Origin of the sequence: Streptomyces sp. NPDC001816, from assembly GCF_042892235.1 — a bacterium.
Taxonomy (GTDB): Bacteria; Actinomycetota; Actinomycetes; order Streptomycetales; family Streptomycetaceae; genus Streptomyces.
The window spans coordinates 281,295-308,130 of sequence record NZ_JBIATY010000004.1 but is presented as its reverse complement, the minus strand read 5'-3'; the positions used below and the strand labels follow the sequence as shown (position 1 = coordinate 308,130).

At 67.5% G+C, this 26,836-nt stretch carries 23 protein-coding genes and 2 pseudogenes; 14 read left to right on the top strand and 11 right to left on the bottom strand.

Translation table 11 applies throughout. The annotated features are described in order from the left end of the window. The first annotated feature begins 199 nt into the window (after positions 1-199). The 3 genes from ACFYZZ_RS16925 to ACFYZZ_RS16915 all read left to right on the top strand — a co-directional run bounded on the left by ACFYZZ_RS16925 (position 200) and on the right by ACFYZZ_RS16915 (position 4,157). Positions 200-1,702: an O-antigen ligase family protein gene (locus ACFYZZ_RS16925; protein WP_389176229.1), complete on the top strand. Its 1,503-nt coding sequence runs from the start codon at positions 200-202 to the stop codon at positions 1,700-1,702. Between the two features lie 271 nt (positions 1,703-1,973). Beyond that, on the top strand, positions 1,974-3,209 hold the full coding sequence (locus ACFYZZ_RS16920; RefSeq protein ID WP_389176227.1) for a lipopolysaccharide biosynthesis protein: 1,236 nt from the start codon (positions 1,974-1,976) through the stop codon (positions 3,207-3,209). 51 nt (positions 3,210-3,260) lie between these two features. After that, positions 3,261-4,157, top strand: a complete 897-nt coding sequence (locus ACFYZZ_RS16915; RefSeq protein WP_389176225.1) for a glycosyltransferase family 2 protein — start codon at positions 3,261-3,263, stop codon at positions 4,155-4,157. 189 nt (positions 4,158-4,346) lie between these two features. Here the strand turns inward: ACFYZZ_RS16915 and ACFYZZ_RS16910 are convergent, their stop codons facing one another. Continuing rightward, positions 4,347-5,087 carry an FkbM family methyltransferase gene (locus ACFYZZ_RS16910; RefSeq protein WP_389176224.1) on the bottom strand — a complete coding sequence of 247 codons (741 nt, stop codon included), beginning with the start codon at positions 5,085-5,087 and terminating at the stop codon, positions 4,347-4,349. A gap of 287 nt (positions 5,088-5,374) precedes the next feature. Between ACFYZZ_RS16910 and ACFYZZ_RS16905 the strand changes: the two genes are divergently transcribed. The 3 genes and pseudogenes from ACFYZZ_RS16905 (at position 5,375) to ACFYZZ_RS16895 (ending at position 6,861) form a co-directional block, all read left to right on the top strand. Next, positions 5,375-5,569, top strand: coding sequence for a hypothetical protein (locus tag ACFYZZ_RS16905; protein WP_389176222.1), 195 nt, complete (start codon positions 5,375-5,377; stop codon positions 5,567-5,569). Beyond that, the gene (locus tag ACFYZZ_RS16900; RefSeq protein ID WP_389176221.1) at positions 5,553-6,071 is read left to right on the top strand and encodes a DUF6082 family protein; all 519 of its coding nucleotides are present in this window, start codon (positions 5,553-5,555) and stop codon (positions 6,069-6,071) included. Before ACFYZZ_RS16905 ends, ACFYZZ_RS16900 begins: the two co-directional genes overlap by 17 nt. A 32-nt stretch (positions 6,072-6,103) precedes the next feature. Then, a pseudogene (locus ACFYZZ_RS16895) lies at positions 6,104-6,861 on the top strand (transposase). A 103-nt stretch (positions 6,862-6,964) separates the two neighbouring features. Here the strand turns inward: ACFYZZ_RS16895 and gmd are convergent. Beyond that, positions 6,965-8,005 (bottom strand): GDP-mannose 4,6-dehydratase, encoded by a 1,041-nt coding sequence (gmd, locus tag ACFYZZ_RS16890; protein ID WP_389176219.1) that lies wholly within the window; start codon positions 8,003-8,005, stop codon positions 6,965-6,967. 244 nt (positions 8,006-8,249) lie between these two features. On the opposite strand from gmd, the gene ACFYZZ_RS16885 reads away from it, so the two are divergent. Continuing rightward, entirely contained in the window at positions 8,250-9,221 is a 972-nt protein-coding gene (locus tag ACFYZZ_RS16885; RefSeq protein ID WP_389176218.1) for a GDP-L-fucose synthase family protein, read from the top strand. Between the two features lie 64 nt (positions 9,222-9,285). Here ACFYZZ_RS16885 and ACFYZZ_RS16880 read toward each other — a convergent pair whose 3' ends face one another. The 7 genes from ACFYZZ_RS16880 to ACFYZZ_RS16850 form a co-directional block, all read right to left on the bottom strand. Next, positions 9,286-10,497: a glycosyltransferase gene (locus tag ACFYZZ_RS16880; RefSeq protein ID WP_389176216.1), complete on the bottom strand. Its 1,212-nt coding sequence runs from the start codon at positions 10,495-10,497 to the stop codon at positions 9,286-9,288. Further along, complete coding sequence (locus ACFYZZ_RS16875; protein WP_389176214.1) at positions 10,491-11,657, bottom strand: glycosyltransferase family 4 protein; 1,167 nt, start codon at positions 11,655-11,657, stop codon at positions 10,491-10,493. The genes ACFYZZ_RS16880 and ACFYZZ_RS16875 overlap by 7 nt, the downstream gene beginning before the upstream one ends. A gap of 56 nt (positions 11,658-11,713) precedes the next feature. Continuing rightward, positions 11,714-12,763 carry a WecB/TagA/CpsF family glycosyltransferase gene (locus ACFYZZ_RS16870; RefSeq protein WP_389176212.1) on the bottom strand — a complete coding sequence of 350 codons (1,050 nt, stop codon included), beginning with the start codon at positions 12,761-12,763 and terminating at the stop codon, positions 11,714-11,716. Positions 12,764-12,818: 55 nt separating this feature from the next. Beyond that, the gene (locus tag ACFYZZ_RS16865) at positions 12,819-13,001 is read right to left on the bottom strand and encodes a sugar transferase (protein WP_389176878.1); all 183 of its coding nucleotides are present in this window, start codon (positions 12,999-13,001) and stop codon (positions 12,819-12,821) included. A gap of 135 nt (positions 13,002-13,136) precedes the next feature. Further along, positions 13,137-13,970 carry a glutaminyl-peptide cyclotransferase gene (locus ACFYZZ_RS16860; protein ID WP_389176210.1) on the bottom strand — a complete coding sequence of 278 codons (834 nt, stop codon included), beginning with the start codon at positions 13,968-13,970 and terminating at the stop codon, positions 13,137-13,139. Then, the gene (locus ACFYZZ_RS16855; RefSeq protein ID WP_389176208.1) at positions 13,963-15,852 is read right to left on the bottom strand and encodes a DUF4012 domain-containing protein; all 1,890 of its coding nucleotides are present in this window, start codon (positions 15,850-15,852) and stop codon (positions 13,963-13,965) included. The genes ACFYZZ_RS16860 and ACFYZZ_RS16855 overlap by 8 nt, the downstream gene beginning before the upstream one ends. Before the next feature lie 10 nt (positions 15,853-15,862). Then, entirely contained in the window at positions 15,863-16,501 is a 639-nt protein-coding gene (locus tag ACFYZZ_RS16850; RefSeq protein ID WP_389176206.1) for a hypothetical protein, read from the bottom strand. Between the two features lie 480 nt (positions 16,502-16,981). Here ACFYZZ_RS16850 and ACFYZZ_RS16845 point away from each other — a divergent pair, with 480 nt between their 5' ends. The 3 genes from ACFYZZ_RS16845 to ACFYZZ_RS16835 all read left to right on the top strand — a co-directional run bounded on the left by ACFYZZ_RS16845 (position 16,982) and on the right by ACFYZZ_RS16835 (position 20,513). Further along, positions 16,982-18,418, top strand: coding sequence for a polysaccharide biosynthesis tyrosine autokinase (locus ACFYZZ_RS16845; protein ID WP_389176204.1), 1,437 nt, complete (start codon positions 16,982-16,984; stop codon positions 18,416-18,418). Next, on the top strand, positions 18,415-19,041 hold the full coding sequence (locus ACFYZZ_RS16840) for a low molecular weight phosphatase family protein (protein WP_389176202.1): 627 nt from the start codon (positions 18,415-18,417) through the stop codon (positions 19,039-19,041). Before ACFYZZ_RS16845 ends, ACFYZZ_RS16840 begins: the two co-directional genes overlap by 4 nt. A gap of 299 nt (positions 19,042-19,340) precedes the next feature. After that, positions 19,341-20,513 (top strand): M23 family metallopeptidase, encoded by a 1,173-nt coding sequence (locus tag ACFYZZ_RS16835; protein WP_389176200.1) that lies wholly within the window; start codon positions 19,341-19,343, stop codon positions 20,511-20,513. Between the two features lie 59 nt (positions 20,514-20,572). On the opposite strand, the gene ACFYZZ_RS16830 is transcribed toward ACFYZZ_RS16835, so the two are convergent. Next, complete coding sequence (locus ACFYZZ_RS16830; RefSeq protein ID WP_389176198.1) at positions 20,573-21,640, bottom strand: alkene reductase; 1,068 nt, start codon at positions 21,638-21,640, stop codon at positions 20,573-20,575. Positions 21,641-21,900: 260 nt separating this feature from the next. On the opposite strand from ACFYZZ_RS16830, the gene ACFYZZ_RS16825 reads away from it, so the two are divergent. The 4 genes and pseudogenes from ACFYZZ_RS16825 to ACFYZZ_RS16810 form a co-directional block, all read left to right on the top strand. Beyond that, positions 21,901-22,446 (top strand): MarR family winged helix-turn-helix transcriptional regulator, encoded by a 546-nt coding sequence (locus tag ACFYZZ_RS16825; protein WP_389176876.1) that lies wholly within the window; start codon positions 21,901-21,903, stop codon positions 22,444-22,446. 325 nt (positions 22,447-22,771) lie between these two features. Then, entirely contained in the window at positions 22,772-23,650 is an 879-nt protein-coding gene (locus ACFYZZ_RS16820; RefSeq protein WP_389176196.1) for a universal stress protein, read from the top strand. Between the two features lie 223 nt (positions 23,651-23,873). After that, entirely contained in the window at positions 23,874-24,605 is a 732-nt protein-coding gene (locus ACFYZZ_RS16815; RefSeq protein ID WP_389176194.1) for an SDR family oxidoreductase, read from the top strand. An 18-nt stretch (positions 24,606-24,623) separates the two neighbouring features. Beyond that, positions 24,624-24,851: pseudogene (locus ACFYZZ_RS16810) on the top strand (cupin domain-containing protein); the annotation flags it as partial. Between the two features lie 66 nt (positions 24,852-24,917). Here ACFYZZ_RS16810 and ACFYZZ_RS16805 read toward each other — a convergent pair. Beyond that, a complete protein-coding gene (locus ACFYZZ_RS16805) occupies positions 24,918-26,282 on the bottom strand; it encodes an arylsulfotransferase family protein (RefSeq protein WP_389176192.1) in 1,365 nt (454 codons plus the stop codon). Between the last annotated feature and the right edge of the window lie 554 nt (positions 26,283-26,836).

The following is a 26,836-nucleotide window of genomic DNA, read 5'->3' as shown; positions in this document are numbered from 1 at the left end:
AAATCCGAAAATAACGTTTTGGTTGGCGAGCGGGACCATTGCTGCCGGATGCCTTGTGTCACCGACGGCTACGCCGATTGCGTGAAACCATCCAGATCACCCATTGATTCCGTCCAAAGCGGGCGTAGAAACGATAGAGCGGACTATCTCAATGCAGAAGGTCGAGGGCATGGTGAGGACGACCTGGGAGTGAGGAACGATGCTGGAACCGGGAACACTTGCGCTTCTTCTCGCGGGTAGCGCCGTCGGCACGCTCTGCCTTATTACTGCTCTACACTCCGCGGTCCGCGCGGGTGACTGGAACATTACAGCCGTGTTCATCATTGCGCTGGGATGGCTGATGAATCTCCCGGACCTGGCCCTCGCGTGGAGCGGAAAGGCGTCGTTCGTCACTGACGTCTTCGGAAACAAGCTCCTTTTGCACGCTGTAGCGAATCCATATTTCAGCGCTCTGCGGTGGATGCTGATCGTCATTATTCTCTTGACCGTAGCTCTCGCCTTCTGGCGCGGGGTGTCCACGAAATGGAGAGGAATTCATTACATCACCGTCAGCGCATTGCTGCTTCATATCGCGATTGTATTCAGTACCGGGCTGAACCACGGGAAAATGTTCTCGGCGGCCCAGATGGGTCTCGCCGCGGCCTTGGTAGTGTGTGCTGTACTGCCGACCGGGCGTGGCGCTCCCCTCGGGGCGGGTGTATTCGGCGTCACCTTGGCCATCTTCAGCGGATTGGCAGCAGCAGTACGTCCAGAATGGGCTGTGGAACCCTGCCGGGACGATAAATGCGGTCCGCTGGGTTTCCTGTACAGGGGAGTGCTGGGCCATGAAAATGCCCTCGGTATCACTCTTGCTCTCGCACTGCCATACGTTTATCTCGGCTTTCGCGGTAAAGTTCGATTCGTCCTGACTCTTTATGTGGCAGGAATGGCTGCGCTGACCGGAAGCCGAACGGCACTCATTGCTGTGACGGTGACAATTCTGGCACTGACTATTCTGCAGCCCCGACACGGCACCTCCGCTGACTGGTGGCGTCTCCGGGCGGCCTGGGCCATCGTTGCCTCCGGACTGGTGACCGGCTTTGTTCTCCCTATGATGGAGAGCTACAGCCATACCTACACGGGGCGGGGCTATTTGTGGTCTGTGGCATACCAGAAGGTGGATTCCGCGCCGGTTATCGGTTTCGGCCGGGACGCCTTGCTGGGATTGTCCCAGGAGCATATCAATCCTCTGATCTACTCTATTCACAATCAGCTGCTGGATACCAGGTTCATGGCTGGCTGGATCGGATTTTTGCTTTTTCTGGGCATCCTTGCGGCAATGGTCCAGAATGCGGCTGGAAGTCAACGAGTGGCCATGTTGACCGTGCTCACGGCGCCCATCTATATCGGCATTACGGAGCGGCCCTGGTCCCTAGCCGAACTCAACGGCTTGACGTTCTCACTCCTGGCCGCCATTTTGTGCTCGGCTGAGGCTATGGAGGGGAGGGCCCACCACCGACCGACCGTCAGCAGTGGGGAGGTGCGGGGGCTTTCATCTCTGGGTGCGTCTGACTCCAGACACCCGCTGACGGTAAACCGATTGAGAATGCGCCCACATGGACGGATGTGCGGCCGCGACTGTGGGTATTTCGGGGAATGCTTCCTACGCTGTGGGCGAGGAGGTGCGGAACAGCCGCGCAAGCAGGGAGAAGACAGCCAGTAGCCCCAACCTCAATCAGGGCCCGCAAGATCCGGCAGGCCGACTGTCCGTGGCGCGACGGCGCCCGCGCCGACTCAGGCCCCGGCCACGCACGAGCGTTAGGCGGAAAGATCCAGTGGCAGCACCACACTCCCCGCACGACCTGAGCCTGGACGGGCGGCCATCGACAGCACCCGTTGCACCAGTTCCTGCGGCGCACGCCCCGGGTGGGACACATGGCGGACCGAAGGCACGTTTCCTCGGCCCCGTCACTCGGTCGGTCGGCGCGAGGGCCATGATGCTTCCCGTCACCGCGGTCACCAACCTGGTGCTGGTCCACACCGTGGTCGGCGCGGTGGGAGTGTCCGGCTACGCGCTGTTCGCTTTGGTGACCACGCTGCCGGCGATGCTTCCGGTCACAGATCTGGGTGCGGGCGCCGCCCTCACAGATGCCGTTGCGCGTGACACCTCGTGCGAACAACGGCTGGTGCGTGGAGCGGTCCTGTCGTCGGCACGCAACCTGATGTATGCAGGAGCAGTCATCGCCGCCGCGGGCGTCATTATGGCCCTGCTCGGGGTATGGGAGAGGGCGCTGGGCGACGCCGCGCAGCCCGGGACCGACCTCGCGGTCGCGGTCGCATCTGTGCTGTTCGGGTGCAGCATGCCGCTCGGGCTGGGCAAATCGGTGTTGCTTGCCGTGAACAGGAACGAGGTTTCGTTCCTGTTGCAGGGGGCGGGCAGCGTCCTGCAACTCGTCCTCGTGCTGTTCGCCGTCGGCCTGGACGCTCCGACAAGCGTTTGTATTTCCGCCGTTTTCCTCTCGCAGAGCATCGTGAACGCAGCTGGCGTGGTTCTCGCCGGCCGCTGTCTCGGGATGCCGCTGCTGGGAATGATCCTCCGCAGTGTCCGCGGACGTGCGTCGAGTGGCGGGGTACCCATCGCGCACCTCGCACTTCCCATGACCATCACTACAGCTGCCGTGGCCGTCGCCTACTCCACCGACCGGCTGGTCCTCAGCCACACGGCCGATGCGATGGCGGTGGCCGGCTATTCGGCCGGTGCCCAGTTCTTCGCGCCGGCGAGCAGCCTGCTGAGCGCCGCCGGGCTTCCGCTGTGGGCGATGTTCGCCCGGAGGAGGGGCTCGTACGGCACACCCAGGCGCCAGCTTGCCTGGCTCACCGGATATTTCGCGGCAGGCAGCCTGGTCATGGGCGTCGGAATCGTTGTGCTCGGGCCCCTTGCGGGCACATGGATGATGCACGAGCAGATCCGCGTGGGGACCGAGCTCATGGTCGTGTTCGCCATGCTGCTCTTCGTGCAGGCGGTCGCATGTCCGGCCAATATGTGGATGACCGATGCTGCGGGACTGCGTTTCAAGGCGATTACCTTCAGCCTCATGGCCGTCGTGAATCTCGCTGTCTCAATCCCCCTGGCGCGACTCGGACCGGAGGGCCCCGTTATCGGCTCCGTCGTCTCCTACGCTGTCCTCGTGCTGGTACCGACCTTGCTGAGAGCCTTCCGCCGGACGTGACGGCGATGTGGCCCCGATGCAGCGGACGCCGAATTCCTCAGGAGTTTGCCGATGACTTCTGTCGTAGTCGTGATGGCCTGTCACAACAGACGCGACACCACCGTCCAGTGTCTGCGTTCGCTGGCCGGACAGTGCCCCCCCGACGTGTCGCTGCGGATCGTGCTCACCGACGACGGAAGCACCGACGGCACCGCTGCTGCCGCACGTGCGATCTGGCCCGGTATTCACGTAGTGCAAGGCGACGGGTCACTCTTCTGGGCCAAGGCGATGGCACTTGCTGTGTCAGCCGCGGAGAACTATGACTTCCTGCTCTGGTTGAACGACGACGTCGTTCTGGACCCTGGGGCGTTGAGGTGCTTGCTGGCCACACACCGAGTGCTGGCCAGTTCGGGGCAGGACCCGCTCGTCGTCGGCGCGCTGCGCGACCCGCGCACCGGGACAGTTACGTACTCGGGTGTGGTTCGCCAGAGTTCGACGCGTCCGACGCGCTTCACGAAGGTCGCTCCCGCCCACCATCCGCTGGCCGCGGACACCATGAACGGGAACCTCGTCCTGGTGCCACGAAACGTGGTGGAACGCGTGGGACTGATCGACGCTGAGTTCCATCATGGCATGGCCGACTTCGACTACGGCTTGAGAGCTGGAGCTCTTGGCTGCACTGTGTGGGTGGCACCCGGAACGCTGGGCACGTGTGCCGGGAACCCGGTGGCCGGAAGCCATGCAGACCCAACCCTGTCCGGGTGGGCGCGGTGGCGCCTGATGCGTGCGCCCAAGGGGCTGCCGCCACGCAGCTGGCTGCGCTTCACCCGACGCCACGCCGGACCATTGTGGCCCGTGTATTGGCTGTGGCCTTACCTTCGGCTCATCGTCGATGGCATGTTGATGCGCAACCGTGGCCGTGCCTCGCGAGGCCCAGGCAGCGGGCCATCGCATGCTGCGCGGGCTTGACCGGCAGCGAGAGCAAGCAACTGATCAGGCTGCGCGTTCGCTGCCGACGTCCGGCAGCTGGTCAGCAGTGGCGGCCAAAGCCCACGGCCGCACCCAGAACCGCCGGGCTGCCGGTTCCTTCCTACGAATGACCAGCGCAGAACCACGCTTGCGAGGCAGGACGAGCTGAGTCGCGGGTACACCATGGCTCTACGTGGCGCGGAGCAGTTTATCTCTGAGGAAAACTGCATCGCACTGGAGCATCTGGCCGGTTCGGGGATCAGTGAATCCCGGAACCAATGCCATCAAGGTCAAGCCGTATCCGTGTTGTACCAGTTCCAAGGCCTTCCCGAGCAACAGACCATCCTTGTACAGAGGAACACAGGAGACTTCCATCTGCAGACCGGCGCAATCATGCAGCCGATCTCCGGCCCCCCGCAGCACCGCCTCTTCGTAGCCCTGGACATCAAGTTTGAGGAAAACCTTGTCACCCGGCGAGGCCACCTGCTGCCACAGCGCGTCCAGGCGGTGCTGCTCGGCCCCCTGCCGGTCCACGTAGCGTGACTCCGGGCAGGCATCAGCATGCCGGGGCAGCATGGGCAGGACGGAACTGCTCGCAGCGCCGTTGCCGGCCACGTTGACGGTGACCGCGGCCCGCTCGTCGCCCAACGCGTACGGCAGCACTGTCCACAGCGGATCTGGGGAAGCGCGTCGCATGAGGACCGCCAGCGGGCCGTGCACCGGTTCGAAGGAGACGATCCGGCCCTGGTAGCCAAAGCGTCGCAGCATTGCACCGTACTGGCCACGGTTGGCTCCCACATCGAGAACCACGTCGATGCCACTTCGGAGCAGCAATTGGACGACGCGGTATTCGAAGGAACACTCCGGGAATCGGTTCACATCGATCCCGAATCGCTGCGCAGCCCTGCGGGCCTGGCGTAGAAGGGTCACCCGTCAATTGTGGCGGCTCGTAGCGCTGATTGCGGTATTGGCGGGCGGGATTTGTTTCTAAGGGGTGTCCCGTAAACGATCTCCGGGCCGACATGGCGGCGGCCTCTTGGCAGGGGGCGCACGCCTGGTCGGCGACGGTGAGCTGGTGCAGGCGGGCGATGTCGAGCATGACGGCTGCACATAGGCAGCCCCATGGTTCGGCCTAGCCGCTGGGGCAGGCTCGCCTGGGGGTGATTTACCTGGTAGCTCGTCATCGGTCCGCGGCTGCAGCATCAGTGGCTCGCCGGGTGGGCAGGGCTCTGGGGCTGGTCGCAGCTGCGGCGGCTGCGCTGGCGGCGCTGTTGTTGTCGCCTTTCGTGCTGCAAGACATCTCCGGTTCCAAGGGGGTGGACTGGAATAGGCTGAGCCAGATCGGCGCGACGTACGGCTTCACGTCGGTGATCGTCTCGGCGCTCGCGTTGGCCGGTGCAGGCCAGGGCTGAGCAGGTCCAGGGGATTCGCACCTACTACCTCGAGCTGGTCCGCCTGGAACTTGACGACATGGCGCTTTACCAGCCTGTCTGGGGCGCCACGGACATCGCCGATCCCCATGAGCGAAAGCGGCATGTCTATGCGGACCTCATGATGAACTACGCCTGGATGGGCTACGAGATCGGGACCATCCGCGAGCCTCTCCTGCGGGACATGCTGGCCGGGATGTTCACCGGAGAGGCTGGGCGGTACTACTGGGGCAGGGCCCAGACCTCATGGACTGCAAGTGCGTCCGGTAGCCGTATCGGTCGTCGCTTCCTGGCCATCGTGGGCGATGAGCATGCTGTCGCTGTCGCTGTCGCTGCCGGACCGCCGACGCGCTCGGCCGTCGCCCCCAGTCCGCCTGACGTGCCTGGCGCAGGAGCGGCGCTTGTATGGCGGACATCGGTCGGTGCCCTGATTGGCCTGGGTACCGGCTTGGCGCTCGGATCGCTTTTGCGCAGCCGACGCTAAGGGCTGTCGGCCACGAGTTGGATGATCACGGTGTGATTGGTGTGATCACGGCGTCGGAGCCGTCTTTGATAGCCCCGTTCTCCGGGCCGAGCCCGCGCTGCTTCGGGAAGTTGGTGACCGCGCCGCGGCGTGAGGGGGCCGACGCGGCTGGCCGGGGACGGCCTTGGAGCCTGCCCCTTGAAGACCGAGTGCTGCTGGTCGCGGCCTACTGGCGCACGAACTTGACGATGCGCCAGCTGCCCCTGCTGTTCGGCATCTCGAAGTCTGCGGCAGACCGGATCATCGATCGCCTCGGCCCGCTGATGTCTCTGCGGCCGCGGCGCCGGTTCTCCAAGGACACCGTGCTGATCGTGGACGGCACCCTGGTGCCCACCCGCGACCACGAGGTAGCCGAGCAGTCCAAGAACTATCGGTACTCCACCAACCATCAGATCGTGATCGAGCCGACAGCCGGCTCGTCGTCGTGGTCGGTCGACTGCTGCCCGGCAACCGCAATGACTGCAAGGCATGGGAGCTGTCCGGCGCCAAGGACGCCGTCGGCAGGACCACGGTGATCGCGGACGGCGGCTACCGGGGCACCGATCTGGTCATTCCGTATCGACGCGAGCGCGGTCAGACCGAACTGCCGGCGTGGAAAGAGGAACACAACGCCTCGCACCGCAAGGTCCGCGCCCGTGTCGAGCATGCCTTCGCCCGCATGAAGGGCTGGAAGATCCTCCGCGACTGTCGCCTGAAGGGCGATGGAGTCCACCACGCCATGCGCGGCATTGCACGCCTGCACAATCTCTAGTTCTCGCGGGATAAGGGGGATCCCGCCGGTCGGCCCCTGCGCGCCAACCCGTAGAAGATCGTTTGCGGTACAACCTTTAGTGTGAGGCGCCATCCGTTCGAGGTCACCCTGCAGTCGGCGCAGGGATCACCCGTTCAGTGGCCACAGTCGTCAGACCGGCCGGGTGTCGTAGCGCGTCGAGTTCGGCGTCCACCATCAGCCGTGCCAGTTCGGGGGCGCGCACGCTCGGTCGCCAACCGAGGATCCGCTCGGCCCGGGAGGCGTCGCCGACCAGGTCGTCGACCTCGGAGGGCCGCAGGTACCGCGGGTCAAAACGTACATGGTCGCGCCAGTCCAGGCCCACGTGGGTGAAGCAGTACTCCACGAAGTTGCGCACGCTGTGGCTGGTCCCGGTGGCCACTACATAGTCATTTGGCTGGTCTTGTTGCAGCATCAACCACATAGCCTCGACGTACTCGGCTGCGTAGCCCCAGTCCCGGCGGGCGTCGAGATTGCCGAGGTAGACCACATCCTGCAGTCCCGTTTTGATACGCGCCGCGGCCGTGGCCACCTTGCGGGTGACGAACGTCTCGCCGCGCCGCGGGGACTCATGGTTGAACAGGATGCCGTTGACGGCATACATGCCGTAGGCCTCGCGGTAGTTACGGGTCACCCAGTATGCGTAGACCTTGGCGACGCCGTACGGGGACCGCGGATGGAACGGGGTGGATTCGCACTGTGGCGGCGGCGCGGCGCCGAACATCTCCGAACTTGAGGCCTGGTAGAAGCGGCACGACAGGCCCACGGATCGGATCGCTTCGAGCAAACGCGTGGTACCGAGGCCCGTGGTGTTCCCGGTGAACTCGGGCTCGTCGAAGGACACTCGCACATGGGATTGTGCGGCGAGGTGGTACACCTCGTCCGGCTGCACCTTCTCCAGCAGGCCGGCCAGCCGGGTTCCGTCCGTCAGATCCCCGTAGTGCAGGAAGAGCCGTGCCTGTGGGTGATGGGGATCTACATAAAGGTGCTCGATCCGTTGGGTGTTGAAGGTGGAGGCACGACGAACGATGCCGTGTACGACGTATCCTTTGTCCAGCAGGAGTTCCGCGAGGTAGGAACCGTCCTGTCCGGTAATTCCCGTGATAAGTGCCGTCTTCGCGGTCACGTCAGCTCCATGGGTGACGTCGGCGTATGGAACCCTTCGGTGAGCGCTCCCGTTGGTTCCCGGTGTCAGGCCAGAATAGGGATTTCATCATCCCTTTACGTGGATTGTGGCGACGTGTCTGCATTGCGAGCTTCGGTAATAGAGTGTGGTTCATGCGGTGGCCGCACTGAGAGACGGTCCCTGGCGACGCGGTAGCGGGCCGGACCGTGGCATGCGGCATTAACTCGTGTGACAGGAGCCCCAGATGAGCGTTGCCCATGCGGTACCGACCGACACGTACCGTCCCTTGGATCGATCCGCTCCCCTTTTCGTCGCCGGGAGAAACGGGCTCGTAGGATCGGCTTTGTGGAGGCTTCTCACGGCCGAAGGTTTCAGCTCGCTGCTCGGTCCCACCTCGGCCGAACTCGACTTGCGGGACCGGCCGGCCGTCTTCGAGTGGTTCGCGAAGCACCAACCGCACGCCGTGATCCTCGCGGCGGCCCGCGTGGGCGGCATCAAGGCCAATGACACCTGCCCGGCCGAATTCATCTCCGACAATCTGCTGATCCAGGTGAATGTGCTGGATGCGGCCCTGCGCCACGGCGTACAACGGCTGCTCTTCCTCGGATCCAGCTGCATCTACCCGAAACACGCCGACCAGCCGATCCGCGAAGAGGCGTTGCTGACCGGCCCGCTGGAACCGACCAATGAAGCGTACGCGATTGCCAAAATCGCCGGAGTTACACAGGTGAGATCCGTCCGCCGGCAGCATGGACTGCCTTGGATCTGCGCCATGCCCACCAATCTGTACGGTCCCGGTGACAATTTTCACCCCGAGTACTCGCATGTGCTGCCGTCTCTGATTCGGCGGTTCCATCAAGCCCGAATGGAAGGGGAGCCCAAGGTCGTTAATTGGGGCTCAGGGAATCCCCGCCGCGAATTTCTTCACACTGATGACCTTGCCAGGGCGTGCCTTCTTCTGCTCGAGAGATACGACTCGGACTCACCCATCAATGTGGGCACAGGCGAGGATCTCACCATCAGAGAACTGTCGGACATGGTGGCGGCCGTCGTGGGTTACGAGGGGGCCATCGAATGGGACGCGAGCCAGCCGGACGGTACGTATCGCAAGGTCCTCGACGTCTCGAGGATGACTGCTCTGGGGTGGGCTCCGGCGATCAAGCTGTCTGACGGCATCGCGGACACATACGCCTGGTACGAGTCAACTGGCCGCTGAGAACCCTCGAGAAGCCCGACCCCCGCCCGGTCGGGCCTCTCTCGGTGTGCGCTCGTCTTGCGTGTCAAGTCCGCCGACTGGTGCCCTCGTACTCGCTCAACATCCTCAGCAGGCCATCGCCGAATCGCGCGGCCATGTTCTCGATTGTGTACACCGATGCATCTCCGCTGCATGCGTCAGTCAGTGCTGCGAGGCGGTCATGGTCGCGTAGGAGAGCAACTGCGGCTGCAGCGTAGGCACCAGGATCGTCAAAGGCCACGACGGCGTTGCCTCCGTCGGTCAAGTACTCGAATTCGGGGGCGTGCCAGGGCCAGGCCGTGGTGACGATCGGCGTACGCAAGGCAAAGGAGTCGACAGCACATAGTCCGACCCGGCCCGGCATGAGCATGATGTCGCTGACCGCACCGAGCAAAGCCGCATTCCGCCCGACCGCCCGGCCAACGGCGATCACGGCACTTCCGGGGCAAGACGCTGCCGTCTCGACGAGGTTTCGCTCCGGTCCGTCTCCGGCAACCAGCAGGCGGAAGTCCGGCAGTACCTGTGCGATCCGCCGAGCGGTGTCCAAGAGGAACGGAATTCGTTTGGGTGCGTCCAGCCCGCCCAGGAACAGCGCTGTACGGCCGACCACCAGATTGTGACGCTGTCGGAGGAGTGTTGCCTCGGCGTATTCGGTGGTCCCGAATCTCCGCGCGCGCTCGCAGGTATTCGACAGCGCCGCGGTGTCGATCGAGTTGTGCACCACGGTGATGCGTTCCCGGGGGAAGCCTGCGGACGCTACGTGAGCAGCACCTCCATCGGTGTAGGAGAAGAACCATGACCCACGTCGGGTCAGTACGTCCTTGGCCCATGCTTCAAGCCGGCTCTGCGGCTTGGTGAAGGTGCGACCATGCCCCCAGAATCCGATCGGGCGGACGCGTCTCCTGAGGTGACTGACTGATTTCCGCACCAGGAGGGGATACGCCTCGAGGTTGTGCAGCGCCTGTTCCAGGACGACAGCGTCAGCCCTCGCCGCCTGGCGTGCCAGCGTGTGCCAGTTCAGCTGTCGCCCACCCGGCGTCGACCACCTCTTGGTGGGGACCCGAGTCGCGCAGCGGCAGACGGCGGCATCCCTCCTGGCCTCCTGCTCCCCTGTGGGGGAGCCGTGGGCCACTTCAAGGGCGACCCCGGCTGATGCGAGGACGCGCTCCACCTGCTCGAAGAACGCCGTACGGTAAGCGGGGACATATGGCTGCACCACGAGAACACGTTTACTCGGTTGCCTCTTCGCACTCAGCATGCCGCGGCCTCACGGTGGTTGACCGCTTGCCTGTACACCGCAGCCATCGCAGCGCTCCAGGATGAGGCTGTGTAACGCTCGGTATAGACCCTGCGGCAGTGTTCTCGAAGTCCGGGAAACACCGTGCGCGCGTCCCGTAGAGCCCGGGGCAGATCGTCGGCCGTGTCGTAAAGCGCCCCCGTCCCCTCCCGGCGCACTGTGTCCGCAGCCGAGGTTCCTGCCCTTGCCAGGATCGGTACACCGGTAGCCAAGGCCTCCTGGCAGACCAGTGGGAAGGCGCCCTCGAAGCAAAGACCGGGAAAGATCAGGCCGGTGTAGCCGGGTAGCAAGTCCAGGATGTGCTCGCGCGGCATGCTTTCCAGCAACCGCACGTGTTTCGGGGCCAACTGGCGGCACGTGGATGTGAGGGGGCCGGAGCCGATGACGTCGAGGCGCTCATTATGCGGCCAGTTCAGCAGGAGTGGCACAATTCCCTTTTCCTCGCTGAGCCGTCCGATGTAGAGCCAACGGGAGGCTGTGTCCGCCGGTGCGGCGTCCGGGCCTCCGGTGTGTGGGCGACAGGGAACGTCGACAAAGTTGGACACCAGGGCCACTCTCTCAGCTGACAGCCCGAAGCGCAGATAAAGGTCCCGACTTCGCTCTGAGAGCACCACGATCCTGTCAGCACGGCGCAGTACGGGATGAGCTGCTGCACCGCCACGAGTCGCCCACGCGAGGGGCATCGTAGCCGTTCGCGAACCCCTGTAGCAGCCGTGGCGCAAGCCCGCCCAGCGGTCGCCGTCGGGACATTGAGTGCAGACCTTGCCGTCCCGGAAGAGTGTTCCGGCAGCGCAGGCCGGACGGTAGTTGTGCACGGTGGCGACGAGTGCTCCTCTCCAGTGTTCAAGCCACTCGGTGCCGAAGTTGGGAAACAGATTGTGCACGTGCACGACATCGGGCGCGAGCTGTTCCAGTTCTGCCAGTGGGGAACGGCCTCGGCCGGTCGCGACCCGCACAGCAGCGCGCAGCGCGTATCCATGCTGCTGCTCCAGGGCGTCGGTGTGTGCGGCCACCACGGCGACATCGTTCCCCGCCGCTCGCAACGCATCTGCCTGATCCTGTACAGCAGCGTTTTCTCCGCTCGGCTGCTGTGATGAGTAGAAACTGTGCACAAGAGCCACGCGATATGCTCCCCGAATCGCACGGGTCGGTGCATCGTGGAGATGAGGAATGCTCTTCATCCTGCTCCCCGGCCTGATGCGACGCGCTGACGGAGGTGCTGTCTGATGACGCCATGGACGAACCGCGTGTTGCCGAACAAATAACGGCGCCACAGCCGGCGGGGCTCGTAAGTGAGTCTGAACAGCCATTCCATCCCCCACCGTTGCATCCAGCGGGGCGCTCGCCGTCTGTGGCCGGCGATGAAATCGAATGCTGCTCCCACGGCCACGCACATCGAGGGGAGGACAGCCGCCAGTTCCGCGGTTCGCCGGTCTTGCTGCGGTGTGCCGAGCCCCACCCATACGACGTCTGCCCCGGTCTTGCGGATGGCTTCTTCCTGCTCAAATGACTCAGTGGCGGTCAGTGGTCGGAAGGGAGGGGAGCAAGCACCCACGATCAGGGCATGGGGGAAGCGTCGGTGCAACTCCCGCTGCAGCGCTGCCAACACCTCCCGGGTCGAACCCAGTAGGTAGTGACGCAGTCCTGCTGTCTGGCCGAGTGCGAACACGTCCAGTAGAAGTTCGGTTCCGCATACGCGGGAAGACGGCAGAGCAGCGGTCCGGTGAAGCAGCTGATTGGCCCATACAACGGATTGCCCGTCGGGAAGGTTCAGAGCGGCCGACCGAAGCAAGGCGTGAAGTTCGGCGTCCTTGGCGGCCAAAGCCAGCGTATAGGCATTGCAAAGATGAACGGCGCCGCCGCCTCGTCGACTTGCGTCTGGGGACAGTGATTCTTTGTGCTCCTGTGCAGGGCGCGCACGACGTGTCAGCTCGGCGAGTTGCACGACCTGACGGGCAGCACTTCGGCGGTCGTGCGCGGCAATGGGGATGCCGAGACATCCGACGACCGGAACGGCATCAGGTTGCCACTCAGCGGTCGTTTCCTTTGTGGGAGCAGACGGCGTGGTCAGAGAAGCCTCCTGGTGCATCTTCGAAACGCTGGTTTCGTGGCCAGAACCGGCTGGCGCTGATCTGTTCTGCGAGACGCTGTTGGTGTACCAGTCAGAGCTGGTGAAATCAGTGACGATGCCCCGCGACTTTGAACCTTTCGCCTGAATGGCAGCCACCGGCCCGGAGTTCGCAACGGCGGACGCGGACCGAGCAGGGACATGTGTTCCCGCACTACGTTGAATTCAGCTGGTGCCTCAGCTGCTCCGCGTCGACGACCATGGTGCGGAACTTGGCCATGATGAACGGTTTTCCCCCGCGGCCGATGCGCGTCTGCCGGTGCACGACGGGGCCCGGGGAGTCCATCCGTACAGCGAGGCCCACTGCCGCGAACACCGGGACGAGCAGCACGATCAGCAGCGCCGCGCCCAGCGCTGGCCACGGAGAGGACGTCCACCCGGCACCCGGGAACCTCGGTCAGGCCCGGCGCGGGCTCGGTGTCCGCAGGGGTGTCCCCCGCGCTCCGTTTCAGCCCCCGCGACCGTCCGTCTGTCAGGCCGGGACGAACACCACCCTGAACATTCTGGGCCAGTACTTCCCGGTGATCAGGAACTGATCCGTGCCGGGGACCGCCGCGATGCCGTTCAGCGTGGACCCCGGGACGAGTTCGTCGTCGCGCAGCAGGCCCGAGGCGTCGATGCTCGCCGTCACCGCTCCTGTGGCGGGGTCGATGCGCACGATGCGGTCGGTGAGGAACACGTTGGCGTACACGGCGGCGCCGACGCACTCCAATTCGTTCAGATTCGTCACAGGCTGGCCCCCTTCGGTCACGGCGACCTCGCCCGTCTTCGCGAGCGTCCCGGGCTCGCGGAACGTCAGCCGTGATGAGCCGTCGCTGGTCACTAGCCGGCGCCGGGTTTGATCGAGGCACACCCCCCAGCCGTCGTCCGGGTACGGGACGCGACGCAGCTCCGCAAGCGTCTTGGCGTCGCGCTCGATGGCGGTCCGGTTCTGCCAGGTGAGCTGCCACAGGGTTCGGCCGAGCACGGTGATGCCCTCCCCGAACAAGGGCGCGGGGAGTGCCACCTGGACCGTGGACTTCTTGCCCGGAGGCCCCGCCCGTACCGAGGACAGGCCGGGAAGGCCGGTGCCTTCGTAGAGCGTGTCGTCGGCCATCTCAAGTCCCTGGGTGAACGCCTTCGGGTCGTGCGGAAGGGCCTGGAGCACCTTGACCCGCAGCTGCTCGACCCGGTGCGCCGCGGCCTGCCGCCCCTCCACGCCTCGGCCTGCCGGGTTGTCGGGGGCGTGGTCCGCCGGCGGGCGTGCCGCGAGCAGCAGCGCGGCCACGAGCACGGCCCCCGCCGCGCGGCGCACACGCTCAGACACGGCAGGCGCCTCCCGGCTTGAGCGTGGTCCGCAGCGGCCGCACCAGGGACTGTCGCAGCAGCGTCGGCGCGCCGTCCGCGTGCGGCTCCAGCAGATGCAGCACCAGGGTGTGGCCGACGCCTGCGGGCAGCTCCAAGTCCTTCGTGAACACGGAGTGGCCGCGTTCGACGCCGGGCGCGAGCAGCGCGCGGCGGCCGTCCAGGGTTGCGTCGGTAAGGGTGGCTCCGACTCCGGCGTAGTACGACACCCGGAGGCGGTTGTCACCCGGCCGGGTGCGGTAGGGAGGGTGGTCCGCCCTGATGGTCACGTAGTCGGGAAGTCCGGAGGCCGGCGCCCGGTTGGTCAGGGTCATGGTCACGGTCACCGCTCGGTGACCGCCGGAGCAGGCGCCCGCTTCCCAGGTGAGGCTGCGGTCGAGGTAGTAGTCCAGTTTGCTGCCGGCCGCGTTGTTCACCACCAGTCCCGCGAAGGGGCCGGGGGTGTTCGGGAGCGTGCCCGAGTAGGGGCGGGTTTCCAGGAGGCGCTGTTCCGCCGTGTGGGCGCTCCAAACCTTCAGCCGTCCGTCCCGCTGGACGTCGTTCACGGCGACGAGCAGTGCGGGCAGCCGGGGCGTGTCGTCGAGCGCCCCCATCAGCCGTGCGGCGGCGGCACGGGCGGCGTCGACGAAGAACGCCTTGCGCCGGGCGAGATCGTCGTACTTCGCGTAGCTGGCCCGTTCGGTGAGGTCCACGACGTTGTCGGCGGTGAGCTCGGTGCCGTCGGCCATCCGGGCCGGGCCGGTGACCCGCAGGAGACGGCTCAGCGTGACCGGATCGACGGCGATCGCCCCGTCCACGCGTTCGCCGGTGTGCTTGCGCCATGCCGCTGCCCAGATGCGGGCCGCGTAGGGGAAGTGCGGGCTCACGTTGGAGTTGGGCCACACGTGGACGGGGTCGCTGCCCGCGTAGCGGGCGTTGAACTCGGCGCCGAGGTCGATGTCCGGCTTCGTCGTCTGCATCTCCGTGTTGTTGCCGAACCGCTCGAACGACAGTCGGCCCCGGTCGGCCTTCAGCACGGCGAAGGCGCCCGGAAGGCCCCCGGTGCCGCGTGCCTCGGCGAGGTTCTGGAACGCGAGGAAGTAACGTCGTTGTCCTTGCGTGCCGAGCATGGACGGAAGGACGCGAGCCGCCAGGGAGGCGTCGGTCATCACCGGGGCGAGGCGGTCCAGTTGCTGCTGCAGCCCGGCACGGGCCCGGTCGGCCGCCGGCAGCCAGGTGGACCGGGGCAGACCGTGCACGTCGGTCCGCACCTCGGCGGCGACGTCCGCGGCCCGGGCGATCTCCGGCTCGTGCTGCTGCAACGCCGCGAGGGCCTCGGACATGGCGCCACTGCTTCCGTGCGGTGCGGACGGCGGCAGGACGCCGGTCAGCGGGGGCAGCACGTCGCCGGCCAGCCGGTCCGCCGCGTAAGCGGCGCCGCGCACGGTTCTCACGGGGTCCCCGAGAAAGGGCAGCTCGGCGGCGGAGTACCAGGCCGGCCCGGTGGTGAGATGGTGCGCCCGAGCCGCGTGGACGGCGGCCGAGCGCACTGCCTGTGCCGCTTCCCGGGCGGGCGCGGGCGCCTTGCCGGAGGCGGAGCCGGGCGCCGTGGCGGCCGCCACCGAGTGCCGCAGCGCGTCGAGGTCCTGCTGCGCCGCGAGCAGCTCCCCGCGGGCGAGTGCGCCGGTGACGCCGATCCAGACGGCCCCGGCCAGCGGGAGCAGTGCGCCCGCCAGCAGTGCTGCCCTGAGTACGCGGCGGCGACCTGGTGCCGGTTCGCCGGAGCGGCCTGCCCCGGGCATGCGGACGGCGCCCCGGCCGGGGCCGGGACGCCGTACCGCCTCGCGGATGTCTCGCACCGTCATGGACGGCCCGTCATGAGCTGCGGCGACGGCGTACGGCCAGCGTCGTGCCACCGCCCGCCAGGAGCAGCGCCGCCGCGGTGCCGCCCACGGTCAGGGCCTTGCCATTGCCCGTCTCCGCGAGGCTTTCGCGGTTGTGGTGCTGAGTCTGGTGCTCGTAGCTCGCGGGGTCGCCGACTTCGCCGCGTCCGTAGGATCCGTTGTTTCCGTCGTCATCTCCGTTGTGCCCACCGGGGTGCTCGGGCTTGTCCGAGTGGGTGGGCCGGCTGGTCGGGCTGTGGGTCGGCTTCGGGGGCTTGGTCGGCCTGTGGGTCGGCTTCGGGGGCTTGGTCGGCTCAGGGGGCTCGGTCGGCGTCGGTGTCGGCGTCGGCGTCGGGGTGCCACCGACCCCGCCCGCCACGTAGATGGTGACGCCGACGCTGAGGTCGGGGTTGTCTCCGGTGAGCCGGAGGACGTGCCAGCCGTGAGGGGCGCTCTCCGGGATGGTCACAGTCCCTGCCACCGACCCGTCGGGCCTGGCCTGGAAATGACCGAGGACGATCGGCGTCGATTCCAGCAGCACCGTGATGCTCTGCCCGGGATCGAAAACTCCCGGAGGCGAGTCGAAGCTCAGCAGTCCTCCGGCCGTCACCGTGGTGGTGCTGACGTTCAAGGGCGGAGGCGACCCCGGGTATGGCTGCGCGTAGGCGGCCTGTGCCGCAACCAGGGGTGCCCCGATGAGCATGGCAGCCGATGCAGCCGATGCCAGGGCAACCCGCCATCTGGGCAACGTCGTCATCTTCCTCACTCTCCTCAACTCGAATTCAGTACGGGCCAGGCCGAGCGCTGGCCGTGATCAAGACTTCGGGTACCAAGATCTTGATACATGGAATAAGTGGGACATACCGACATCCGCTCGCGTGACGGCACCTAGAAGCCACCGGATGGTGGAGCGCTTGCCCGCCTTTGGTCTACGTCGCCGCGGCGAGGGGCGGGACGGCCTGCGCCACCGGTGTCGTCCGACGGTCCGACATAGGGGTGGCTCCCCCGGTTTGAGCGCGCGAGTCCCTATGTTCGGCTGTGCGCACAGGGAACAGGACATTTCATATCGGATGGTTCCCTCGGTCTACGAGGGGCTTATGAGGGGTGCAGCTTGGATCTCCACGGATTCCTTAAAGCTATTGCCAGACGCTGGCCGACCGTCGTGGTCTGTCTGGTTCTCGGGACCGGGGCGGCGTTCGCCGTGACGGGCCTGAGCACCCCTGTCTACGAGGCGAGGACCCAGCTCTTCGTCGCCACCCCCACCAGTGAGGACACCGCGCAGCTGAACCAGGGGCAGAACTTCTCGCAGGCGCGTGTGCAGTCGTACGCCTCGATCGTGGCGACCCGTCAGGTGACCGCACCGGTGGTGAAGAAGCTGGGGCTGCGCACCACACCGGAGAAACTGGCGTCCCGGATCACCGCCGTCGCCCCGCTCAACACCGTGCTCATCGACATCACCGTCCAGGACACCGCGCCCAAGCGGGCGGCACGCATCGCCAACGCCGTGGCGGAGCGGTTCAGCGCGGTCGTCGAGCGCCTGGAGACGCCCAAGCGCACCCGGGCGGACGCCGTCCCGCCCACCTCGCCCGTCTCCCTGGGCGTCACCCAGGAGGCCGTCGCCCCCACCGGTCCGGTCTCGCCCCGCCCGTTGCTGAACCTGGCCGCGGGCGTGCTCAGCGGCCTGTTGCTCGGTGCCGGACTCGTTGCCTTGCGCGAGACCCTCGACACCACGTTCAAGACGAGCGAGGCGCTGGGCGAGTTCACCGCGCTGCCGGGTCTCGGCACCATCCCGTACGACAGGAGCGCCCCCAAACAACCGCTCGTCAGCGCCGACGGGCGCTCCAACCGAACCGAGGCCTTCCGCAAGCTGCGCACCAACCTGCAGTTCTCCCAGGTCGACAACCCGCCGCGGATCATCGTGGTGACGAGTTCGCTGCCCGGCGAGGGCAAGACCAACACCGCGGCGAACCTCGCCCTCTCGCTGGCCGAGGCAGGTGTCTCCACCTGCCTGGTGGATGCTGACCTGCGCCGCCCCTGCGTGGCCAGGACGTTCGGCCTCATCCTGGACGCCGGTCTGACCACGGTGCTGATCGGGCAGGCCCGCTTCGAGGACGTGATGCAGCAGGTCGGCGGCCGGCTCTCGGTGCTCGCCAGTGGCGCCGTACCGCCGAACCCCACGGAGCTGCTCGCCTCGGCGCGCATGAAGGAGGTGCTGCGTGAGCTGGCGGACACCTACGAGGCCGTGATCGTCGACACCGCGCCGCTGTTGCCGGTCGCCGACACCGTCGGACTCGCCTCGCTCGCCGACGGCGCGCTGCTCGTCGTCCGCGCCGCGAAGACCAGCCGGGAACAGGTCCGCTCCGCCGGGGAGTCGCTGGACCGCTTGGGCGTCCACGTCCTCGGCACAGTCTTCAACATGGCTCCGGTCCCCAGGGGCGACCGCTACGGCGCCTACGGGCCGTATGGCGAGCTGCCCGCTCCTCGTGTGTCGGATCGCAAGGAGGAGGCCGCGGCGGCCGTGGCCACGCATGTCACGGGTGAGAAATGACCCGGGTCCTGTTCGTCTGCACGGGCAACGTGCACCGCTCGGTGCTCGCCGAACGGCTGCTGGCCGCGAGGCTTCCGCCCGGCTCGGCCGTGCGGCCGGAGAGCGCCGGCACGCAGGCGTGGCCCCGGCCCGGCACGGAGAGCTCCACGAGGGCGGTGCTGGAGAAGCTGGGCGCTGACGGATCCGGCTTCGCGGCCCGCCCGCTCACCACGCAGCTCGTCGTGGGATCGGCGCTGGTCCTCGGACTCGCGCGTGAGCACCGGGAGGCGGCCGTGCGGCTCGCCCCGTCGGCGATGCGGCGCTGCTTCACCCTGAAGGAGTTCGTGCGTCTCGCTGTGGGGGGAGTCGGCGAAGCGCGGGGCGGGGAAGCGGGCAGGGCAGGTGCGGCGACCGCGCACGGCGGCCTACCGGACGGGCAAGGCCCGCGGCTCGTGGACGGTTTCGACGCCGTGGTCACCGCCGCGGCCGCCCGTCGGGGCACCACCGCCCCGGTCCCGCCGGCCGAGGACGACGTCGCGGACCCGTGGGGAAGGCCCCACCCTGTGCTGTACGCCTGCGCCCGCGAGATCGACGGGGCGGTGAGCACGCTCGCCCGGCTGCTGGGCGGCGGGGCGAGCGTCTGAATCGAGGGTCCCTGGAAGAGAACTGTTGCCGCTCATGACGGTCTGGAGGGCGCGATCCCGCTCCTCCGACTCCTGTCCGGGCACGACGATGACATCGGCCTGGATTCTCAGGGCAACCGAACCGGTCGCTGCGCTGCTTGGCGGTGCCCAACTCGACGCCGTAGGCATCGGACTCGTCCTAGTTCCGCCCCGCCCCGATGCCAAGCTCCAGCCGACCGCCGGATACGATGTCGAGCGCCGCCGTCATGTTGGCCGGCACCGCCGGATGGCGGTACATGCAGGATCCGACGTCAGAGGCCGTGCCCTTGTCCCCCGCTCCGCCGCCCGAGGCCGACATCCTGGTCCGCTTCCTCACGGCGGACCCGGCAGGCAGGGTCCGGCTCGCGCCGGGCGTCGCGGAAGCGGTCGGCGCCTCCCGCATGGAGGAGATCGTCGAGGCCACGCTCGCCCGCACCGGAACCCCCGTCACCGTCACGGACAGCCCCGACGGCCTGATCGTCTCCGGCCCGCAGGGCGGCGTCCGCGCCTGGGCCCACCAGACCCCCGACGGCGAGAAGATCACCGGCCTGCTCCTGGAGGGAGTCCTCCACGAACCCCCGTCCCGCCGCAGCCCGCTCCCCCTGCCCGCGCCCTGGCTGACGCTGGTCCTCCTGATCACCCTCTGGAACGTCTTCACGCTCTGGACGGCCGCCGACCGCACCTCCTGGTGCGCCGGCCTGGCCACCCTCGCGGCCTTCTTCGTCTTCCTCGAAGGCTGCGGCGCCCCCGCCCAGCAGCCACGCCTGCACCGCCGCACGGTCGAGGCGGCCGCCCTCACCGCCCTCGCCTCGGCCTACCGCCTCCCCACCCTCCCGACCGGTCACTTCACCCTGGCCCTCACCGCGTCCCTGGCCCTCCTCGCAGGCGCCGTGCTCCTGGTGACCAGAGCCCGCCTCCACCACTGGCGCACCCCCGTCTCCCAGCCCCTCCTCTTCCCCCTGGAGGGCACCTGGTACGTCATCCAGGGCGGCGGCCGCCCCCTCAACCACCACGCCCGGGTCCCGGAGCAGCGCGCCGCCCTGGACCTGGTCTCCCTGGGCCCGCACGGCACCCGCACCCGCCCCGGCCGCGACCTGGCCGACTACGCTGCGTACGGCCGCCCCGTCCGCTCCCCCTGCCGCGGCCGCGTGATCTCGGCGGCCACGACGATCGCCGATCAGCGCCCGGGCGAGATCCGCTACCAACCCCCCTACGGCAACCACGTCTTCCTCGACACGGGCCACGAGATCGTGAAACTGGCGCACCTGCGCCCCGGTTCGGTCACGGTGCGCCCGGGTGACATGGTCGAACCGGGCGACCTCCTCGGCGAGGTCGGCAACAGCGGCAACTCCACCGAGCCCCACCTCCACTTCCACGCGGAGCGCGACGGCGTCGGCCTGGACCTGCGGTTCACAGATGTCGGGGGTCGGCTGTACCGGGGCCGCACGATCTGAAGACCCGGCCGGGGCCACCTGGACGAGCCCCGGCCGACAGGGGGAGGACCTGGGGACCGTCAGTCGAGAGCGGGGTAGTCGGTGTAACCGCGGTGGTCACCGCCGTAGAAGGTGGCCGGATCCGGGGTGTTGAACGGACCGCCGACGGCCAGCCGCCGGGGCAGGTCGGGGTTGGCCAGGAACAACGCCCCGAAGGCCACCATGTCCGCGATCCCGTCCTCCAGCAGCTTCAGCTCGTCGGGGCCGGTGACGTCGGGGTGCGTGAACGGGTTGAGGACGAAGGTGCCGGACCAGGCCTCGCGCAGCGCCGTGGTCAGGTCGCGGTCCGGCCCCTCCATCAGGTGCAGGTAGGCGAGTTCCAGGCCGGCGATCCGGTCGAGCAGGGCGGGGTAGACCTCGCCCGGGTTGTCCTCGGACATGTCGTTGAACGGGTTTCCGGGCGAGATCCGCAGGCCGACCCGGTGGCCGCCGATCGCCTCGGCCACGGCCGTGACGACCTCGACGGCGAAGCGGATCCGGCCCTCAATGTCACCGCCCCAGGCGTCGGTGCGCCGGTTGGTGTTGGGCGCGAGGAACTGGTGGATCAGGTAGCCGTTGGCGCCGTGGATCTCCACGCCGTCGAACCCGGCCTCGACGGCGTTTCGGGCCGCGTCGGCGAAGTCGTCGACGGTCTGCCGGATCTCCGCCTCGCTCAGCTCCTTCGGCGTCACGAAGTCCTGCGGCCCCTCATGGGTGTAGACCTGCCCCTTGGCGGCCACCGCCGACGGCCCCACCGGCACCAGGCCGTCGGGCAGGAGCTTGGGGTGGCCGATCCGCCCGGTGTGCATCAGCTGCGCGAAGATCACGCCGCCCTCGCGGTGCACGGCGTCGGTCACCGTCCGCCAGGCCCGCACCTGCGCGTCCGTGTGCAGGCCGGGGGTGTCGGGGTAGCCCTGGCCGACCGGCGAGGGCTGGATGCCCTCCGTGACGATCAGCCCGGCGCCGGCGCGCTGCGCGTAGTACGTCGCCATCAGCTCGGTCGGCTCGGCGCCGGGCCCGTAGGCACGGCTGCGGGTCATCGGCGCCATCACGACGCGGTTCACCAGGCGCTTGCCGCCCAGAACGATCGGTTCGAAAGCAGTGGTCATGGCTCTTCCTCGGGAAGGGTTGGACGATGTCGACGATGTCGATTTACCTGTCCGAACAGGTAAATCCACTGAACCCATTCCCGAGGTCAAATGTGATGTGCATCACGCACTACGGCCCTGTCTGTACCCGCTCTCCAGGCCCGAACGGGCAGCCGAGGGCGGCCGAACTGCCTACCGGAGGTAGAATTAGCTGCTCGGCCAGGCAGCTGAGCAAGAGAAGAAGAGGGATGAAGAGGGAGAAGAGGGAAGGCGAAGAGGTGATGGCGCAGTCCAAGCCGGAGGCTGCCTCCGTCCCGGTGCCGGCCGCGGCGGGCGGCGGACCGGTCAGCCATGCGATCTTCCGCCTGGCCCGCCTGCACCGCATGTTCGCGGGACAGCTGCTGCGCCGCATCGGCCTGCATCCGGGTCAGGAGCTGGTCATGATGCACCTGTGGGAACTCGGCCCCCAGCGCCAGGCCGACCTGGTGCGCTTGATGGACTCCGACGCCGCCACCATGACCCGCACCATCAAGCGCCTCGAACAGGCCGGCTTCGTTCGCCGCCGCCCCTCACCCACCGACAAGCGCGCGTCCCTCATCGAACCAACGGCGGCCAGCCAGGCCCTGCGCCATGAGGTCGAGCAGACCTGGTGCCAGCTGGAGGACCTCGTAACCGCGGACCTCTCTCCCGAGGAACGGACCGCGGCCCTGCTCACGCTGGAACGCCTGGAACACAACCTTGCACGGGCAGCCGCCGATCCCGCGGACGCAGACGCAGACGCAGACGCAGACGCAGGCACAGACACAGACGCAGAGACGGAGCGCTGACGGCGGCCGCGAGGAGCGGTTGGCGGCTCCCGCCCGCGCCTCATGCCGTAGCGCATGCTCGTGCCGCCTCACCGAGGCGACGGACGCCCTCGGTGAGGTCGGCGAGGTCCTCCGAGGCCGCGAAACCGAGCCTCAGGCAGGCGCCTGGCTGCTCGGCCGGTAGGGCAGCTGGGCCAAGGCGGTCCAGGGACGCGTGCGGCATCGCCGACTTGAAGGGATGCCGGGAGGGCCATCATGGGGTCCGATGCGCGGCCCGGCACGGTGGCGGACGATGGACGAGAGCCGGGCAGGCGGCTGCCGAGCCGGCCCGGCAAGGAGGTGCGGCATGGCGAAACCCGTCGTAGTGGGAGTCGACGGCTCACCGTCCAGCCTGGACGCGGTCGAGACAGCGGCACACGAGGCGGTGCTGAGCGGGGTCGGCCTGCGGCTGGTGCACGCCTTCGCGTGGCCCTCGATCCATCCACCGCCTGGTGGGCCGCCTTGGAATCCTGCCAGGGCGGGGGTGCGCGAGCTGGTTGACGGCACGCTGGCCGAGGCCGAACAACGGGCACGCGAGATCGCGCCGCATGTGGACATCACACGAGAGGTCACCGTCGGCGAGCCGCTGATGGTGCTGGAGATCGAGTCGCACACCGCCTCGCTCGTCGTAGTGGGCAGCCGCGGGCTGGGCGCGTTCGGCAGCCTGCTCCTCGGTTCCACCGCCGTGCATCTGGCCGCCCACAGTCGCTGCCCTGTGCTGGTGGTACGGGGCAGGCCGAATCCGACCGGACCCGTACTGCTGGCGGTGGACGGCTCTCCGGCGGGCGAACGTGCTGTCGAATTCGCCTTCGCCGAAGCGTCGATGCGCGGTGCGAGCCTGCTGGCCCTGCACGTGTGGAACACCTGGAGCGAACGGGCCTATGAAGGGCCCGGCGACCCGCTGAACATGGTGGTCGACATCGACCGGCTCCGCGAGGAGGAGCAGCGCCTGCTGGACGAAACCCTGTCCCCGTGGCAGACGCGCTACGCCCAGGTCGCGGTGGAGCGGCGCCTGGTGCGTTCCCGGATCCGCGTTGCCCTGATCGACGCAAGCCACGACGCGCAGTTGGTCGTGGTCGGCGCGCGCGGACGCGGTGGCTTCACCGGCCTGCTGCTCGGCTCGGTCAGCCAGGCCCTGCTCCATCACGCGCACTGCTCCGTTGCCGTGGTCCGGGGCAAGGAGTGACCACCGGCCCCGTCCGCCGGGCCTTCGGCATCAGCTCCGCAGCCCATCGTTCGCTGCCAGGCCGAGTAGTGCCGTGGCCGCCAGGGTGTCGCCGACCAAGCTGAGGATGCCGTCAGCGTGCAGCGCCACCGGGATGCCCCGGAGCGCCCGGCCCGCGTGCGCCGCACACCGCACCGTCGCAATCTGGACGCATGCCCCATCGGCGCGGGACGAAAGGTGATCAATGAAGTTCGCAGTCATCGGCGGTACCGGCCTGATCGGGTCGCAGGTCGTGAAGAAGCTGAACGCGGCCGGGCACGAGGCCGTGCCGCACTCCATGTCCACAGGTGTCGACGTGATCAGCGGCCAGGGCCTGGAGGAGGCGGTGGCCGGCGCCGACGTCGTCGTCAACGTGACGAACTCCCCGACCTTCGACGACGCCTCCCCGGCGTTCTTCCGGACCTCCATGGACAATCTCCTGGCCGCCAGTCACAAGGGCGGGGTCGGCCACGTCGTCATCCTCTCGATCGTCGGCACCGACCAGGTGCCCGACCTCGTCTACTACCGGGCCAAGGCCCTCCAGGAAGACATCCTCAAAGCCGGGCCGATCCCCTACTCGATCGTCCGCGCCACCCAGTTCATGGAGTTCATGGACGCCGTCCTGTCCTGGACCACCGAGGGCGACACCGTGCGCCTGCCCACCACCCCGATCCAGCCGATCGCCGCCCAGGACGTCGCCGACACCGTCGCCGATGTCGCTGCCGGCACCCCTTTGAACGGCACCCTCAACGTTGCCGGGCCCGACACCTTCCCCCTCGACGAACTCGGCCGCATCACCCTGAACGCCCACCCCGACGGCCGCACAGTCGTCACCGATGACACCGCCGGCATGTTCGCCGCCGTCCATGGCGACGCCCTCATCGCCAAGGGCGACACCCGCATCGCCCCCACCCACTACACCGACTGGCTTTCCTGAACCACCCAGCCCACCCAATTTCCTCCCGGCGACCCCGGCACCCCTCCGCACCGGCACTCGGGACCCGCTTTCGGCTACATGCTGGAAGGGGAGATGCTCTTCGAGCTGAAAGGCGAGCCCGAGCGGGTGATCAAGGCCGGAGAGACGTTCTGGGAGCCAGGCGGCGATGTCATCCACTACCAGGACGGGAACAACCGGACCGACTCCTGGAGCCGCTTCCTCGTCACCATGATGTGTGCGCCAGGCACGTGACCCGGGAAAAACAGGCTGTGCTCAGCCATGCCGCGCTTCCGCGGTCTCCCTCGCCAACCGCTACCTGGAGAGCGTCACGACGTGAGACGTCCCAATGACCCTGCCTTGCGCATCCAGTGCCTTTACCTGGAAGTACGGTCCGGGGGCGCTCGTGGTGACGGCTGTCTCGAATCCGGAGCGTGGGGCGTGTCTGACCACGACCGACAGGGCGTGGGGGTCGGACCCGGCGAGTACCCGCCATGCTCTGGTCTGCGTCGAGCCGTTCCAGGAGGCGTAGAGGACGCTGCCCCCGCCGTTGGGCCGTGCCGCGGCACTCGGGGGGTAGTACGGGGTGCCGATCCATTCGTTCCGGAACGCTCGGTACGAGATGTCGGAGCCCGGCAGCTTCACGTCGTAGAGCAGGTTCTGTGAGCCGTTGCCCTGGGTGTTCCCCGCGCCCGCGTACTCCGAGTAGTACGGGCTCTGGCCCCATCCGATGAATTCGTTGCCGTTGGAAAGGGCCTGTGTGTTTCCCTGGGTCGGCGACTCCAGCGGTGGCTGGTGGTAGTAGGTCCTGTCCACGGTCGCCTTCCGGTTGCGGAAGTCGAGGTTGAGGATCAGGCCGTGCGACACCTGTTCGGGGGCGCCGTCGGGCAGGTCGCAGCAGCCGTCGTCGAACATGCTGATCCGGTTTCCCGGCCGGAATCGGGCATCGTGCTGCCAGTAGAAGTCCGCGTTCGGGCCGAAGGTGAAGTCGCTTTTCTTTCCGCCGATCCGATAGCGGATCTTCCCGGATCTCTTGGTGACGTCGTAGATCGCCCACATGTTCCGGGCCGAGATCAGCAGCCGGCCGTCAGGGCCCTCGTCGACCGAGTTGATGTGAAAGGCGTCCCACACCCCGTCGGACGACGACGCACTGGAGACCGGCTCCTCGGAATCCGAGGGGTCCAGGTGGTCCAGTGCGTTCCACGAGAAGAGAAGTCTGCCCGTGGCGAGGTCGACCTCCTGGATCTCGCTGTTCTCGATGGAGCCGTTCTTCGGGCCTCCGTAGGGCGTGAGATCCATGGGCACGGGCTTGGACGCGATGAACAGCGCGGTACCCCTGCGGGTCAGGGTGAATTCATGCTCGTCCGGGTAGTAGCCGTGATGCGCGAAGACCGTCTTGAGCAGGCGGTAGTGGGTGTCGTAGATGTAGTAGCACCCGCCCGGTTCGGGCGCACCGGCCGGCAGGTTCGTGTACGCCGGTGGCAGGGCGAGGCTCCCCTGCCACCAGGTCAGCACCGGCTGTCCCCGGTCCCGGCGGGCGTCGTAATAGGTCTGGACCCTGAAGTCGGCGTTCTGGAGGTTCGTGGAGGGGAGCGGGCGGAACCAGACCGGATTGCCGGAGTTGTCGTTGATCAACGCACCGGTCTGGCCGATCATCTGGTCCGCGCTGAACGGGGCCACGAAGATGTCTCCGCGAGCCGTTCCCGGTTTGTTCGCAGTTACGGTCACCCGCATGGGGTGAAGGCCCGGCGCCGAGACGAAGCTCCACACATCGCTGCCCGAGAGGATCGGGGGCGGGGTGCTTTCCGATGGGGGGAAGGGCTCCGTCGCGCACAGGGATGAACGCCCTTGCGGACTCGCCGCGGTCGGGGGCACGCAGCTTGCGACGACACATCCCGCAGCGACCATGCAGGCTCCGACGGTGTGACGGATCCTTCTCCGTGTCCGGCGAACCCGCCTCTCTTGCGTCGCCATTGCCGACCTCCTTGGCACCCGGCACCCCTTCCCCGGTGACCCCCGCAGACCCGGAATGAACAAGATCGGGAGTTGCTCCTCGGGCGACAGTAGGCGGCAAGGACTGCCTACTCCTGCTCAAAGCCACTGAGGTAGACCGTTCGGCAGGCGCGGCCTCACCCGGACAGGCGGCAGAGCCCTGGGAGGACCCTCAGGCGTGTCCTCCGCGACGGGTGGTCGTCCTCCAGCGAAGGCCCTCCCGTCCGACGGACGAAAGGGTC